This window comes from Pontibacter sp. 13R65, assembly GCF_047525655.1.
Lineage (GTDB): Bacteria > Bacteroidota > Bacteroidia > Cytophagales > Hymenobacteraceae > Pontibacter.
In genome coordinates this window covers 73892-90858 of record NZ_JBLIQL010000010.1, presented here as the reverse complement: position 1 = coordinate 90858, position 16967 = coordinate 73892, and the positions used below count along the sequence as shown (strand labels likewise).

Here is a 16967-nt window from a genome sequence, read left to right as displayed (position 1 = left end):
ATGCTTATATCAATTTACGTAGTTTATAGCCTACTGGAGTATATGTTTTACTTTCCGCAGTACGTGCGGGCTTTTCTGCTCTTCTCGTTTATCGGGCTCGTGCTCTACGTGTTTTTTCGATGGATTGCCCTGCCTGTTTCTGCGCTGGCTAATCTCCGAAAAGTACTTACTGATGAGCAGGCGGCCTTACGTGTTGGCTCTTATTATCCCGAAATAAAAGACAAGCTCCTGAATGCTATACAGCTGCAGAACCTCGACAGAACCAACGACCTGATAGCCGCCAGTATAAACCAACGATCCGGCCAGTTGCTGGTCTTTAAATTTACGGAGGCTGTAAAATTTAAGGAGAACAAATCGCTGCTGAAGTATGCGGCGCTGCCGGCAGGTATTGCCTTACTCATTGCCTTTATTTACCCCACTATATTTGTTCAAGGCACAGAGCGAATCATACATTATAAGAAACTGTATGCGCCCGAAGCACCTTTTACCTTTGATGTTCAAAACGATGCGCTACAAACTTACAGAGGCGAAGACTTTGAGTTGAAGTTGGCTGTAAACGGCAAAACTGTACCAAACGAAGTTTTCTTACATTATAACGGTCGCCGCCAGAAACTGACTAAAAATAGCAGCGGCCTCTACACCTATACCTTTAAGCAACTGCAAAAGCCTCTGGACTTTCGTATGGAGGGTTCCGGCTTTTACTCCGACGAGTACAACCTGCAGCTGCTCTCACGTCCGAACCTCAAAGATTTTGAAATGGAGGTGGCTTATCCAGCTTACCTGTACCGTAAGCCAGAGATCATCAAAAACACTGGTAACGCCACTATTCCCGAAGGCAGTACTCTCACCTGGAATTTTACTGCTACCGAAACAGAAAGCATTAACCTCTACTTTCAGGAGCCCGAACAAACCATAGCCGCCAAAGAAGAAGGAAGTGCTTTTAAGGCTAGCAAAAAGTTTGACCGGAGCCAGGCCTATAGTGTAAAGTTGCAGAATGTGCATAGCAGCAACAAAGAAGACATCAGTTACCAGATCAACACCATCCCGGACAAATATCCCCAGATTAGTATTGAGCAATTTCAGGACACGGCGCTGTATAACTTTCTAGTAGTTGGTGGCGATGTGTCAGACGACTATGGCCTGACAGCACTTAGCCTGAACTACCGCATCAATAAAGAAAACTCTGCTCCAGACGCCAAATACAAAAGCCAGGCGCTGCCATTAAACAAAAACCAACTCAGCCAAACCTACTACTACCAGTGGAATACCGCTAACCTGAACCTGCAGCCAGGCGATAGGGTAGAGTACTTTGTGCAGGTATGGGATAACGATGGCATTCACGGTCGCAAGAGCGCTCGTACCCGCACCTTCGAAATGAAAGTTCCTTCTAAAAAAGAACTGGAGAAGGAGCTGGCTAATAATGCCCAGTCGGTACAGAGCCAGATCAGCAAGTCGCTTGAAAAATCTACGCAGCTAAACCAGGAGCTTAACAAGACCGAAGAAAAGCTAAAGACCAAGCGCGATATGAGCTGGCAGGACAAAAAGCTGCTCGAAGACCTGGTATCCAAAAAGAAGCAGCTGGAGCAGGATATATCTTCTATGAAGGATCTTTATGACCAGCTCAACCAGAAGCAAAATATGCACTCGGAGCAAAACAAGCGCCTAGCCGAAAAAGCCGAGGAACTAAAGAAGCTGATGAACGACCTCCTCGACGAGGAAACGAAAAAACTGTATGAAGAGCTGGAGAAGCTTCTTCAGCAGCAAAAGCCAAATGACCCGGAACTACAGAAACTGCTCAGCAAGCTTGATAATCGTGAGCGCAACCTGGAGAAGGAGCTGGAGCGGGCACTGGAACTCTTTAAGCAACTGCAGTTCGAACAGAAACTCGACAACATAGCCAATCAGCTTGATGAGCTGGGAAAAGAGCAACAGGAGCTTGCCAAAGAAACCGAAGATAAAAAAGCCGACAATGAGCAACTGCAAAAAGAGCAGCAGGAAATAGCTCAGAATTTTGAGGACCTAAAAAAGCAACTCGAAGAACTGAATGATCTGAACAAAGAACTGGAGCACCCCAACCAAATGGAAGACCTGAAGCAGGATGAGCAACAGATAGAGCAGGAGATGCAACAAAGCAAGGAGCAGCTTCAGAAACAGCAAAACAAAAAAGCTAGTGAGTCGCAGCAAAAGGCAGGGGAGAAGATGCAGCAAATGGCTCAGAAGATGGAGGAGATGCAGGAGAGCATGAGTATGGAGAGCATGTCTGAGAACCTCGATAACCTGCGCGATATTCTGGAGAACCTGATCAAGCTTTCATTCGATCAGGAAGAAGTAATGAAATCTTTCAGAGGTGTCAACCAACGCGACCCACGGTTTATCTCTCTGTCGCAACAACAGCTCAACCTGCGAGACAATGCCAAGGTAATAGAAGATAGCCTGCACTCGTTGGCCAAGAAGGTATTTCAGCTGCAGTCGTTCGTAACCAGAGAGGTAGCGCAAATGAACCAGGGAATGGACAACACCATGAAAGAACTGCGCGACCGCAATGTAGGTAAAGCTACTGCCCAGCAACAGCTAGCCATGACTTCGATGAACAACCTGGCTCTCATGCTCAACGACGCCCTGACACAGATGCAGCAACAAATGCAACAACAGATGCCCGGTAACCAGGCCGGAAAACAAAAGGGGAACAAGCCAAAACCAGGCGATATAGGTCAAATGCAGGACCAACTGAATAAAAAAATCGAAGATTTGAAAAAAGGAGGCAAATCAGGCAAGGCTCTTTCTGAAGAATTAGCTAAATTGGCTGCAGAGCAGGAGGCCCTCCGAAATGCGCTAAAAGAAATGGAGCAAATGGGCAAAAAGCCCGGAGAAAGTGGGAAAGACGGCGATATGGGAAATATTAGCAAGATGATGGAACAAACCGAAGCTGATCTCGTTAATAAACGTCTGACTGAACAAACCATCATGCGGCAACGCGAAATATTAACCCGGTTGCTGCAGGCGGAGAACTCCATGAAGGAGCGTGAACTGGACAACAAAAGAGAAGCGAAAACAGCTCAGGAAATACCAAGAAAGCTGCCTGCTTCCTTTGAGAAATATTTGAAAGCAAAAGAGAAACAGACGGAAGTATTAAAAACAGTACCTCCTTCTTTATCGCCATATTACAAGCAAAAAGTGAACGAGTATTTTCAGAACAGCATTAATTAATTTACGCACCCACATTTAACTTATATGAATCAGGTAAAAATTCAGATTCCTTCCATTATCGAGAATATCCGGGTTATAGAAAGCTTTATTGATAACTCCAAGGAAGAATTCGAGTTTGAAGATGATATTTATGGCAACATAATGGTAGCAGTTACGGAAACAGTTAACAATGCTATTCGCCATGGTAATAAATTCGACAAGGACAAACTTGTGTACCTCTCGTTGGAGATAGAAGATAACCAACTAAGATTTGAGGTGGAAGACGAAGGTCCTGGATTTGATTACGAAAGCTTACCAGACCCAACCGCTCCCGAAAACCTTGAGAGCCCTGGCGGCCGCGGCATTTTTCTGATGCGCAACCTATGTGATGAAGTTAACTTCCTCGACAATGGCAAAAAAGTGCAGTTGATCTTTAACATTGTAAATTCTCAGAATGGATCATCCAATTGAGTTTGTTAGCGAGGACATTGATTTTTCGCTGGCCAACCCAGATAAAGTTTCAGATTGGATTGCCACAGTAATCGAACAAAACGAACAAGAGCTAGAAAGCCTTACGTACATTTTTTGCTCCGACGATTACCTCCACCAAATTAACCTGGAGTACCTCGATCACGACACGCTTACAGACATCATCACCTTTAATAATGCCGACGAAGAAGGCACTATTGAAGGTGATGTTTTTGTTAGCATAGATAGGGTACGCGACAATGCTGCAACCTTAGGCACAACTTTTGAAGATGAGTTGCACCGTGTAATTATACATGGGGTACTACACCTGCTAGGTTTTAAAGATAAAACCGATAAGCAGGCCGCTCTTATGCGCCAACAAGAAGATTCTTGTTTATCTTTGCGTAAATTTTAGTCTCAAAGGGAATTATCATTTCTATTGATGATGTTTCACGTGAAACATCTCTTAAATCAGAAATACATGTTTGCAGAATACGATGTAATAGTAGTAGGGGCCGGGCACGCAGGATGCGAAGCTGCAGCCGCAGCCGCAAAAATGGGCTCGAAGGTGCTCTTGGCTACCATGAATATGAATACTATTGCCCAAATGTCGTGCAACCCGGCTATGGGTGGTGTGGCAAAAGGTCAGATAGTGCGCGAAGTAGATGCGCTTGGTGGAATGAGCGGTATTATTACCGACCAGACCATGATCCAGTTCAGGATGCTTAACAAATCGAAAGGGCCGGCTATGTGGAGCCCCAGAGCACAGAGTGATCGCATGCGGTTTGCAGAAGCTTGGCGCCTGTCTTTAGAGCAAACCGAGAACGTAGACTTCTGGCAGGAGATGGTTGTGGGTATAGAAGTAGAAGGAGGGAAGGCTGTTGGTGTTCGGACCAGCTTGGGGATAACTATACGGGCAAAGGCCGTAGTCTTAACAAATGGCACTTTTTTAAACGGTATTATCCACATCGGTGAAAAACAATTAGGTGGTGGTAGAGCCGCTGAGAAATCTGCCAAAGGCCTGACCGAACAACTAAAAGAATTAGGCTTTGAAGCAGGCCGCATGAAGACAGGGACACCACCTCGCGTAGATGGGCGCTCCCTTGATTATAGCCGCATGGAAGAACAGTTCGGCGACGAAAATCCTTCTAAGTTTTCTTACAAAGACACTGAGCCTTTAACCAAGCAACGAAGCTGCTACATTACCTACACCAACTCCGAGGTACATGAGATTCTGAAAACAGGCTTCGAAAAGTCGCCCATGTTTCAGGGTCGCATTCAAGGTTTAGGTCCACGCTACTGCCCGTCTATAGAAGATAAGATAAACCGATTTGCTGACCGCGACCGTCACCAGATTTTTGTGGAGCCGGAAGGATGGAGCACAGTAGAAGTATATGTAAATGGCTTCTCCAGTTCCTTACCAGAAGATGTGCAGCAAAAGGCACTGCGTAAAATTGTAGGGTTTGAAAAGGCGAAGATGTTCCGTCCTGGCTATGCCATCGAGTACGACTTCTTCCCGCCAACTCAACTAAACCTGACGCTGGAAACAAAGCTGGTAGAGAACCTATATTTTGCTGGCCAAATTAATGGTACCACTGGTTATGAAGAAGCAGCTTGCCAGGGATTGATGGCCGGTATAAATGCACATAACAAAATCAACGAAAAAGCACCATTTGTGTTGAAGCGTTCAGAAGCTTACATTGGTGTATTGATAGACGACCTGGTAAATAAAGGTACTGAAGAGCCTTACCGCATGTTTACCTCACGTGCAGAGCACCGCATCCTCCTGCGCCAGGACAATGCAGATATCCGCCTCACAAGACTTGGTTATGAACTAGGGCTCGCCGATGAAGAGCGTCTAAAAGCTGTGGATAAGAAGATAGAGGAGACAGCCGAAATTATTGCTTACTTAAATAACAAGCCGATTGAACCTGGAGATATCAACAACATGCTGGTAAGTTTAGGCTCTGCTCCGATAGCTGAAAAGCAACGAGCCGGCCAGTTGATTAAGCGACCTAATATCGAGATCAGCCATATTGCAACAGCCATACCTGCAGTAGCTGAATACTTAAGCAAGTTTAAGCCAGATAGTGTAGAACAAGCTGAGATTGCTGTGAAGTATGAAAGCTATATTGAGAAAGAGCACGTAATGGCTTCAAAAATGGGGGAGCTGGAAAACTACATTATAAAAGAAAGAATAGATTACCGTAACATACCGGCACTATCGTTAGAGGCGCGCGAAAAGCTATTGAAAATTAACCCTGAAACAATAGGACAAGCTTCTCGCATTAGTGGTGTATCGCCAGCCGATATTTCTGTACTTATGGTGTACCTGGGAAAATAAATAAATGAGCTACGAGCGACTGGAACATTGCCCTGTCTGCGGCAAACAAGAATTTAAAAATTTTTTGGTAGTAACCGATAATGCTGTCTCTAAAGAGAGCTTCGTGATTGTGGAATGCGAGAACTGTACGTTCAAGTTTACCAACCCCAGACCTTCAGAAGTAAGTATTGATAAGTATTACGAATCTGAAGAATACATATCTCACAGCAACATTAAGACCGGAATTATTAACAGGGCGTACCATGTGGTACGCTCTATTACTACCCGGCAAAAAGTAGAACTAATAAATAAATATGCCTCCTCTAAAGGAAGCATTTTAGACTACGGTTGCGGCACCGGTGTTTTTCTGAGTGCGTGCAAAAAAGATGGCTGGGAAATAAGAGGCGTGGAGCCAAACGAGAAGGCGCGCGAAATTGCATCGCAGACTACTGCCTCCATAGTAGCACCTGCACTCGCTGAAATTGAGGGTGAGAAATATGAGGTAATAACGCTCTGGCACGTTCTGGAACACATCCATAACCTTAACGAGACAGTAGAGCAAATGCTGTCGTTGCTGCAGGAAGATGGCACCCTTATTATTGCCGTACCTAACGCCGATTCCCACGATGCACAACAGTATAAAGAGAACTGGGCTGCCTACGATGTGCCACGGCACCTGTACCACTTTACCCAGCAAACCATGAAGCGCTTTTTAAAGAAGCATAAAATGAAGTTGGAAGAAGTACTACCAATGAAGTTTGATGCCTACTATGTAAGCATGTTAAGCGAAAAACAGAAGGACGGCAAAACCAAAATGCTTACTAGTGTCTTAAGTGGATTTAAATCGAATAGTTACGCCGAAAAAAATGGAAACGATTATTCCAGCTTAATTTTTGTAGCAAAGAGAAAATAAAACAATTTAGCATACTAAATAATGTTTAAAGTAAAAGGCAGGCGCAAGTTTGCCTATTTTGCTTTATAATGAATAATACAAGCCTTAATGAAGCTATTCAACTTACTATTAGTGGCGTCAGCCGCAAGTATTCTCACAGCATGTGCCACCGTAGGAAATCCGGAAGGGGGGCCAAAAGACGAAGTAGCGCCAACCTTAACATATAGTAATCCTAAGGATGGTGAACTGAACGTAAGAACAAACACTATTACGCTCGAATTTGATGAAGAAGTTCAACCGAACAAGCTCACGACCGAACTCCTGATTACACCAAATACCGAAAATAAATACACGGTAAAAACGAAGAAGAATCAGATGGAAATTAGTTTTGAAGAACCATTTGAGCCGAACTCTACCTATACCCTGAACTTTAGAAACGGTGTGCAGGATATAACCGAAAAGAATGTGGCCAAAGGTCTGAAGCTAACCTTTAGTACCGGCACCTTTATAGACTCGAGCAAGGTAAGTGGCACTGTAGTGGAACTGCTATCGCAGATAACCGAGAAAGAAATAATTGTGGCGCTGTACCCTTTAACAGACTCACTTAACATTCGCAAAAACAGACCATATTACCAGACGCAGACAAACGCGAACGGCGAGTTTACATTTGAAAATATAAAAGAAGGAGCTTACAGGATTTTTGCTGTTTTAGACAAAAACAACAACAACATATACGACAACGAAAATGAGCGGATAGCCTACCTGCCGGAGCCACTCAACATAACTCCAACTACTGATTCAGTAAGGCTACAAACCATCCGCATCGATACCAAAAAACCACAAACGCCAAGCCGCGAAAACTACCTCGACCGGTTTGTGCTTAACTACAACGAAGGCATAAGCACTTTTACAGCACGACCAGAAGCTAGTCAAAACGATACCCTTCTTTACAAGATTGGCCCGCAGGGGAAGGTGATCGATATCTTTGAAGGAACCGGGTTTACGGGAGGAAGAGCCATATTTGCGGCGACAGACTCTGCAGGAAACCAAAGGATAGATACTGTTGCAGTTAAGTTTGAAGGTAAAAGATCGCAGCGGATAAAAGGGGCACAACTAAAAGCAGGATCAGTGGGAGGAGGATCGGACAAGGCTTTTAGAACAGGACAGCAGATTACACTTGAACTGGAAACGCAGGTGAAGCTAACTGGCACCCCTGTTAGATTATTAGCCGACACAGTAGAGCTTCAGGCCATAAGGGCGGAGCAGCTAACGCTAGATAAAACAGCAACTGAACTAAGCTTTACCATGCCGCCCTCAGATAAAAGAATAAACCAGCTGACGGTAACTCTGGACAGCACAGCCATTGTTCCATTGAAAGGAGGACCTTTACAATTCCAACCAATCCCTCTGCCTAAAGCAGATGATAGAGGAACAGGCAGTTTCAAAGGATCTGTTAAGAGCAACTACACATCTTATTTTATACAAATTCTCACCAAAGATTTCAAGTTTGTACGAGAGGTAAAGAATGTCAGAAACTTTGATTTCAAAAACATGGAACCAGGCTCATATATAATTCGGGTACTGATAGACGAGGATAACGATACAAAATGGTTTACCGGAGATCCTAAGTTCGAACGTCTGCCTGAGAAGGTTTACATCTATCCAAAGCCTATTGAGATCAGAGCAAATTGGGAACTGGAAGCCATTGTACTTGAATTCTGAAACCAGAGATAATATAAAAAAAGAGGCTAATTATAGCCTCTTTTTTTATGCCTTAAGAGTTGTTAGGCCTGTGGAAAAAAGAACATAAAGAACCTTATTAAGTTATTAGAAGCAATATTTAGAATTATCTTTCCACAGCTATACAGGATGCTTTACTATTGAAATGAAACGTAAAGGAGTTACCTTTAAGTTGAGGCTAAGTACAAGGAAAGAGGATGGAGGAAAGAAAAGCAAGAGGTGTTAAGCGCTACTCAAAAAGAGGAAAAGTTACTGCGCACCAATCCTGAGAATACAAACTCATACCAAGGAAACTGGAGCATAGGCCACAATCAAAAAGCCTGCACCACCCATACTTGATCATACTTGCTAATGAATCTCTCCATCTTTTTAAAATTTCTGGTATACAAAAGAGAAGCATCTTCTGGAAGAGAGTTGAGAAGGAGTTGAGAACAATAATTCAAATTTTATAATAGTGTTTACCACCTGCTCTTGTTCCACTAATTTTGCCTTAATCCTTTTTGCTTTATAACTACAGCCTACGGGCCTGCAGTATCCTGTTCGACAAGAGGCAAAAGAATTTCGAATAAAAATTGTGGACTCTAGAAGCTATGATACCTCCACCAGTTAAGTTCATTTTGTTGGTGCGCTATCTCCGCGAAATTGTAGAATCAAATAGAACGCTTGGCAAATTTATCTGCTACTAAATCGTATCTATAGCAGCCCCAGCTCTCCCTGGTAATTAAAAGAAGTTGTTTAGTTCGACATAAAATTACGAGCCCTTTAAGCCAGTGTTCTGGATGAAGCAACAGCCTCTTTGTTAGCAAATCATTATACAAAGTTCCACCAGTCGTAATAACAGCCTATCATGGGGGCGCCGTTAGAAGAGAAGTATCTTTGCCATCTCCTAAGGCAAGTTCGTAAGCGCGCGGTATGGCCGCCAGAAGAGAAAGAGATGGAGGTCCAGAGAAAGCAACCCACTTTTTACAGCTACCTAAAGAACTTTCCGGGTATAACAGGGCAATAAGTCTTTATCTATAAAACCAGAAAATTTGCTCTGGAAGGCCAGATTGATTACAATAATTTGACTAGTCGAAAAGTAGGGCTGATTATAATGCAGTTCCTTCTGCAAGTTTTTATTCTGATAAGAGAGCTGCATCTGATAAGCTAGTAGCTACTCCGGATTAAGCTCACCTTCCGATTTTTATTTTATTCACCTATTATAGGTTTCCCAATTCTTCTAATGAAATCAGTCTTCCGGAGCGCTTTCTGATCAGGAGGGCATTAGGCTTCTGATACTATACAGTACAGGTGGAACATGCTCCGACTAGGAGAACAGAAGCATTCACCTCTTGCTTCTTCCTTAGAATATTTCCTCACAGCTACATTTTCACGACTTCAGCAGCAGGAGCAGGCAGAATTGTAGATGTAAAGTGCATTAGAGGCTTTTTAGCAGCACTTTATGAGCAAATAAACCTGCTACAACGGCCAGAATTGTGCTCAAACTATCCTTTTGGTTTACACCGTGGAAATACGCCAAAGAAATCAACACATAAGTGGGTATAACTGTGGATAAGGGTTAATAAAAGTGAGCAACTAAATCCGATGCACAGCACAGAAACATCAAAACACCCCAGTTTATATGCAGAAAGTGGATAGTGGTGCACAAATATGAGCAGTAATTCTACTTATCCACTCATAATTGTGATGTGCAAAAAGAAATCAACACATATGCACAAAAAGTGGACAAAGCACCTAACTAAATGAGAAACAAAAAAATAAGTAAAGAACAGGTGTGGGAAGAATGGTGAAGAACTAAAACTAAATAAACAAGTTATGAGCAAGGCAGTAAAAGGAGGAGAGTTATCAACTTGTTAACAGCCTAAATAATGAAAGAAGAATAGATTTAAAATTTAATCTTTTTAAAATAATTAAAAGTTAATGTGTGTGGAAAGGTTGAAAAGTCGGAATACGAAGCAAATCAGAGAAAAAACTCATAAACAAGAAAATGCCTATATTTAAGGAAAAAGAACAAAAGATCGAATGATATATCTGCTCAAATTGACACTTCCGTTCGAAGATCCGGTACTAATATTTACGTTAGTCCTGCTCATCATATTGATTGCGCCCATCTTCCTCAATAAAATAAAAATACCCGGCATAGTCGGTTTAATATTGGCAGGTGTGCTGGTGGGGCCAAACGGACTGAACCTGCTACAGCGCGACGCCAGTATCGTATTATTTGGCACAGTAGGACTTTTATACATTATGTTTCTGGCCGGACTTGAAATCGATATGATCGATTTTAAAAAGAACAGAAATAAGAGTCTGATATTTGGCGCACTCACTTTCCTGATTCCAATAAGTATTGGCACGATCATATTTTACTACGTCTTAAATTTTGAGTGGCTTTCTGCTGTAATGCTATCTAGCATGTTCTCCTCGCATACCCTGATCGCTTACCCAATAGCAAGCAGACTAGGCCTGAGCAAGAATGAAGCAGTTACAATAACCATAGGAGGAACAATAGTAACGGACACTGCTGTGCTGCTGGTGCTGGCGGTAATCTCAGGCTCCTCGCAAGGAGAATTAGACGCGATGTATTGGCTAAAGCTTGGAGGCTCACTGGCCATTTTTGTGGCCATTGTGATGTACGTGTTCCCGATGATAGCGAGGTGGTTCTTTAAACAAATTGAAAGTGAAAAAGGAGCCCAATACATATTCGTACTCTCTATGGTATTTGGAGCTGCCTTTATAGCTGAGCTAGCAGGCGTGGAGGCCATTATAGGAGCGTTCCTGGCAGGTTTAGCTTTAAACCAGCTCATACCTCATACTTCTGCTCTCATGAACAGGATCGAGTTTGTAGGCAACAATTTGTTCATCCCTTTCTTCCTGATCAGCGTAGGCATGCTGGTAGACCTTACGGTGCTGTTCCGCGGACCAGAGGCGTTAATCATAGCAGGATCTATTGTGGTAGTGGCCATTGTAACAAAATACATGGCTGCATTTGTTACTCAGAAGATTTTCGGCTACAGCATTATGCAGCGGAATTTAATTTTCGGCTTAAGTAGTGCCCATGCGGCAGCTACCCTGGCAGTAGTGCTGGTTGGCTTTAACCTGGGGATACTCGACGAGAACGCGCTTAACGGAACAATCGTCCTGATTCTGGTTACCTGCCTCGTCAGCTCCTTTATTACAGAGAAAGCAGGAAGAAGCCTGGCCATTGTGGAGAGTCGTAAAAAACCTAACCTTAGCGAAAAGCCAGACAGGATTTTAGTGCCTATAGCAAACCCAGCTAACATAGAGCGCCTTATCGACCTGGCCATTATGCTCAAAAATCCCGAATACCAGGAGCCCATATATCCGCTGGCCGTGGTTATAGATAATGAGCATGCAGAAGAAGAAATTTACAAAAAGAACAAGATGTTACAGGAGGCCATTAAACATGCCTCAGCCACAGACAGCGATGTGCAACTGGTGTCTAAAATAGACATTAACGTGGCCAGTGGTATTTTGCGGGCCATCAAAGAAATGATGATCACTGAGGTGATTCTGGGTTGGAACGCAAAAATTACGACCAGAGACAGAGTGTTTGGTACAGTGCTAGATAGTCTGCTCGAAAATACAGAACAAATGATTTTGGTTTGCAAAGTCATTCAACCGCTTAACACGATTAAAAACATTGTGGTGTTCGTGCCCCTTAACTCCGATATAGAAGTGGGGTACCTGCGGTGGTTGCGCACACTTCGCCTGTTATCTGCACAGCTAGGTGCCAAGTTAGTGTTCAGAGGGAGGCGCCGTACGCTCAACAAACTGAAACTGACGTTGCAAACTTCTAAGCCAGCAGTGGAGGCCAAATTTGAGGTGATGGCAGACTTAGGCGAAGTTGAAAATATGAAAGCCAATATTGCCCCGGACGATTTAATTGTAGTGGTATCGGCCAGAAACCGCACCATCTCTTACGACAACAAGCTAGATTATATTCCACGGGTATTGTCGCGCAATTACAAAGAAAATAGCTTCATCATTATTTATCCGGAGCAACACCCGGTGATGTACCAGGACAACCAGATCCAAAGTACTCATCGCTCCGAAGAAAAAAGAATGGATAGAAAAAACAGGTAAGAGAGTTAAAATTAAAAAAGTTAACAGAAGGACCGGTGACTGAAAAGAAGATGGAACTGTAACAGAAATAAAAATTTGTTCTGATGAGGGTAGTAAAACAAATTTTTAAGATTTTTGAAAAACAAATGAACTGAAAATCTACAGATTAAGTATTTCATTTATCTTTGCACCATTAAGATATTCAACAAAATAAAATGATTAATAAAGACATCAGGTTAGGTAAAGGACTTGGTAAGATCAAGTTCGGCCTGACAATGGAAGAAGTTAAGGAACTGATAGGCGAACCTGAAGAAATTGAGGAGTCGGAGGAAGAGGATGAGTTCGAGCATGAAGCCTGGAATTACTGGGAAGAGGGCTACTCGCTGTACTTCGACAAAGAAGACGACTACAGACTGAGCTGCATCGAAGTAGCCAACCGCGAGGTGCAACTGTGGGGAGACCGTATTTTTGAAATGAGCCCGGAGCAGATCAAACAGCTCTTTCTTGATAATGATATCCACGACATTGAAGAGGAGGAAATGGAAACAGGTGAAACACGCGTTTCTTACGAAAAAGAAATGATAGACCTGTACTTTGACGATGAGCAGCTGATTGCTGTTAACTTCGGTGTATTTATAGACGATAACCTGGAAGTAATGTGGCCAGCAAAATAGCTACCACCTATACTCATTTATACAAAACCGGTTCTGGCAAAAGCCAGAACCGGTTTTTTTTATGAATTCACCCTAGCGAATAGGAAGCTAAAAAAAGCTCCGGAAGACCTTTTTCATTAGCAGGATTTAGTTGCTGATTGGCAGTGAGTATGAGAAGAAGCAGTTAAATATTTGCTGCATTCACAGCAAATACAAGCATTTAAGTGAAGCAGAAAGAATGGAGAGTATCCTAGGGAAACCAATATTTAAAGCCTAGCATCTAAAATCTATAAAAAGCCTCTGGAAGGCCTTTTTAATTAGCAGAATTTGCTTGTGGAGCAGATGGTTTCTATTAGCCCTAGTGGCTGTTGCACAACTCAGCTATCGATTTACGTGCTGTTGGTCTGCTATCTTCGCCTTGATTTTCCAGCTAAAGAAGTGATGGTAGAATAACGCTAAAAAAACTGCTGTAAAAGGCTGGTGCTGCTCCTTTTCCAACACCATCACCATGCTTACAGTCACTTTTGGCTTGAACTTCATATACTTTTTGAGGTTGAAGGCAACGGCCGCCAGGAGCATGACTTTATGCGCCCCCGACTTACCCAGTACATTAATTCTTCGCAGGCCATAGTGCTGCACCAAGCTGCCAAAGACCGGCTCCACCGTGCTCTGGCGAAGCTTCTTCATCTGCTTGCCCTGTCTGCTGTGCTGGCGGGCGTAGGCCCGCAGGTACTGCTCGTCATAGGCCGTTCGGGCGATCTTTTTGGACCGGGTCCTGGGGGCACAGGTAATTTTGTTCGGGCACTGCCGGCAGCCACTGGGCGCGGCCCAGTAGTTTTTCAGCAGCCTGCCGTCTGGTGTATGGTCAAAGCCCTTGAAGGGCAGCGGCTTGCCCATGGGGCAACTATATTGGTCCTTCTCCTGGTCATAGGGAAAGCCTGCTATCTCGGGCTTGTACATCCCAAACACCGGTATCCAGCCGGTGATGCCCTGCTGCTCGAGCAGGTAATAGTTGGAGCCATTGGAGTAGCCGGTATCGGCCAGCAGGTCCTGCAGGAGCAGGCCATTGGCTTTGAGCCTGCTTTGCACCTGCCTCACAAGGGAGGGCAGGCATTGGCTGTCCCGACCGTCGGCGAAGTCCGCCTGCACATGGCTGATCACGCCTTTAGCCGTATCAACAGCCAGGCTGCAGTGGTAATTGAGCTTGCGGGCTTTCCCCGGCTTGATGGAGATGCGGGCATCAGGATCGTGCGGGGAGTAGTGCGTTTTATTGCTCACTAGCTGTGCCTTCTCATGAGTTGACCCCAATGAGGTGAAGGTGCCCCTGAGATTCTCCTGATGCTTCTCCAGCTTTCTGAGCTGGTGATCGGGAGCAGTGATCGGTTGTGCCGGCTTGCTGTTCTTCTGAAGCGTCCGTTGTTTGTCTGCCTCCGGCAACTGTACGAGCTCTTTTGGCTGCTTTAGCAGCAGGCTCTCCATGGAGGCATTGGCTTTGATGGGAGCTGAGTCTATAGCTTGCATGTCTCCTGTTACCATGCCTTTCTCCACGCATAAACTGAAAACCCTGTCAAACAGCGACTCAAATAGGGCCTCCGGGTAAAGCTGACGAGTGCGGGAGAGGGTAGAATGCCAGGGCAGCGGCTCATCGAGCTGGTAATCCAGAAAATACAAGAGGTCCAGCCTCAGGCTGCAGTGCTCTATAAGGCGTCGGTCGCTGGTAATATTCTCCAGGTAGCCCACCAGGCAGAGCTTGAAAAACACTACCGGATCAATACTGTGTTGACCGCAGCGCCCGTAGTATCCCCGCGTCAGCTCATAGAGAAACGTGAGGTCAAGCTGCTGTTTGAGTCGGCGGTAAAAATTATGCTCTGGCACGTGTGCCGAGAGCGAGAAGTGCAGCTCCTTCTCATCCTTGAAAGTTTTTCTGCCCAGCATAACACCAAAAGTTTAACTTATAGGTTTACGGTTCTATTCGGGCAGATGTGCAACAGCCACCCTAGTTAATAAGTTTAGACGATGGATACAGAAGGAGTAGGGGCAGAGACTGAAGTGTTATACCCGCTTCACTATAATATTCTTTCCTAAACGTTGTTGAAAAACGTGAAAACCTGATAAGCACTAGTTGTTGAAAAATACCTAAAAAATAAGGTTAGGGCTCCTTATTCAAGCTTTTATAACGTAACTGCTTAAATTTTTACACATGGTTAATAGCGCCCATAAAAACAAAAAAGGCCGGATAAACCGGCCTTTTTGCTGTTGTAAAACACGCTTACTTAAACAAGAATGCTTTAATCTCTTCCTGAATAACTGGGTTAATAGCCACAGCCAGAATTACAGATATAATAAGGCCAATGGCAACCGACACAATATCGCGGCTAATGAGGCTGAACGTTTTGGCAAACTTAGCAGATTTATCTTGTGCCCTGATGCGCATGCCCAGTTCCCGGCCTGCCAGCAGGCCTACAAACACCCAAGTCGTACTCATCGGAATATTATTAAGCTCTTTGAAGTAGAAGAGGATGATTGCGTAGACAAGGTCTATTATAGTAGCAGCCCGCACATCGCGCACCTCCGTTTTTTCATTAATGATCCCCTGTATTTTATCGCCCTTCATATAGAATAGCACACCCAGGCCAAGGAAAATAAAACCGGCAAAGGCTGAGAACTCCATTACATTTAAACTACGCGGCAGGTAAACAGCTACGTTGGCCAAATCTTGCGCCAACCAAGTGTGCCACAAGAAACCACTGATAATCCACTGGGCCCAGGTCCAGGCTCTATGTGCCTCGCCCTTTACCAGCTTTTTAATAACGCCAGACAGCGCTAGGTAAATAATAAGTGCTGCAATAAAGGCCGCCACGTAACCCATCAAACTTTTATTGATCATGCTGATGATGGCTCCGGAACTAACCGTAAACACACTTAAGAGCATGAATGTGGTAGAAACCGGAATGCGGAAGCGGGTCAGCAGAAGCAGAATAATAGGAGCCGCCAGCTGCAGGAAAACGAAATTATCAGGGTTTTGGTCGAAGCCTTTAGAGGCAAGGCGCTGGTAAGTTACGTCACCATCAAAGGCGTACCAGCTAAAGCCAACGGTACCTACAAAAATCAGGCCCATGTAAAGCCACTGCCAATACCATTTTTTGTCTTCGTTAGAAACGATAAAGGTACCGATGGTCTGGATGCTGTCGTTGGCAATAGCTGAGTAACCTGCAAACGCAAAGCCTACCCACATGGCAATAGAGGCAAATGGGTAAACAATTCCTGCCAGAATAAGAGAGAAGGCAATAAAGTAAAGGAATTTTTTTTCTTTATTGAAAACTACATCGATCAGGCCGAAGCGTTTTCTGAACTTATAAGGTTGGGTAGGGACTACAGGTTTTCTTCTTCCTTTTTTACGCTTGGCCATTCTTAAGTTAAATTGGTCGATTTATAAAACCGTGCAAGTTAGAATAAAATGTACTGCCAACGAGACACGCATTGTTAAGAAATTGTTAACACAAATTACAATAGTAGCTTAGCCGGAGCTAAGAATACTGGAAATTAACATATTTGAAATTTAAAATAAAGGAAATACGTAGATTAGCACCGAAAACAGTAAAAGCTTGCCTAACTTTAATTT

Annotated in this window: 10 protein-coding genes; 8 read left to right on the top strand and 2 right to left on the bottom strand. The window is 43.9% G+C overall.

Features of this window, described 5'->3' with window-relative positions:
- From ACMA1I_RS13495 to ACMA1I_RS13460, 8 genes are all read left to right on the top strand, one after another.
- Positions 1 to 3207 (top strand): DUF4175 family protein, encoded by a 3207-nt coding sequence (locus ACMA1I_RS13495; RefSeq protein WP_337068900.1) that lies wholly within the window; start codon positions 1 to 3, stop codon positions 3205 to 3207.
- A gap of 24 nt (positions 3208 to 3231) precedes the next feature.
- Positions 3232 to 3657, top strand: a complete 426-nt coding sequence (locus ACMA1I_RS13490; RefSeq protein WP_337068899.1) for an ATP-binding protein — start codon at positions 3232 to 3234, stop codon at positions 3655 to 3657.
- A complete protein-coding gene (gene ybeY, locus ACMA1I_RS13485; protein WP_337068898.1) occupies positions 3641 to 4069 on the top strand; it encodes an rRNA maturation RNase YbeY in 429 nt (142 codons plus the stop codon). Before ACMA1I_RS13490 ends, ybeY begins: the two co-directional genes overlap by 17 nt.
- A gap of 66 nt (positions 4070 to 4135) precedes the next feature.
- Positions 4136 to 5998, top strand: coding sequence for a tRNA uridine-5-carboxymethylaminomethyl(34) synthesis enzyme MnmG (gene mnmG / locus ACMA1I_RS13480; RefSeq protein ID WP_337068897.1), 1863 nt, complete (start codon positions 4136 to 4138; stop codon positions 5996 to 5998).
- Positions 5999 to 6002: 4 nt separating this feature from the next.
- Entirely contained in the window at positions 6003 to 6890 is an 888-nt protein-coding gene (locus ACMA1I_RS13475; protein WP_337068896.1) for a class I SAM-dependent methyltransferase, read from the top strand.
- 87 nt (positions 6891 to 6977) lie between these two features.
- On the top strand, positions 6978 to 8591 hold the full coding sequence (locus tag ACMA1I_RS13470) for an Ig-like domain-containing domain (protein WP_337068895.1): 1614 nt from the start codon (positions 6978 to 6980) through the stop codon (positions 8589 to 8591).
- Between the two features lie 2040 nt (positions 8592 to 10631).
- On the top strand, positions 10632 to 12713 hold the full coding sequence (locus tag ACMA1I_RS13465; protein WP_337068894.1) for a cation:proton antiporter: 2082 nt from the start codon (positions 10632 to 10634) through the stop codon (positions 12711 to 12713).
- Positions 12714 to 12907: 194 nt separating this feature from the next.
- Positions 12908 to 13366 (top strand): hypothetical protein, encoded by a 459-nt coding sequence (locus ACMA1I_RS13460; RefSeq protein WP_337068893.1) that lies wholly within the window; start codon positions 12908 to 12910, stop codon positions 13364 to 13366.
- A gap of 360 nt (positions 13367 to 13726) precedes the next feature.
- On the opposite strand, the gene ACMA1I_RS13455 is transcribed toward ACMA1I_RS13460, so the two are convergent.
- Positions 13727 to 15280 (bottom strand): IS1182 family transposase, encoded by a 1554-nt coding sequence (locus tag ACMA1I_RS13455; protein ID WP_337068892.1) that lies wholly within the window; start codon positions 15278 to 15280, stop codon positions 13727 to 13729.
- Positions 15281 to 15614: 334 nt separating this feature from the next.
- Entirely contained in the window at positions 15615 to 16754 is a 1140-nt protein-coding gene (locus tag ACMA1I_RS13450) for a hypothetical protein (RefSeq protein ID WP_337068891.1), read from the bottom strand.
- Positions 16755 to 16967 lie beyond the last annotated feature (213 nt).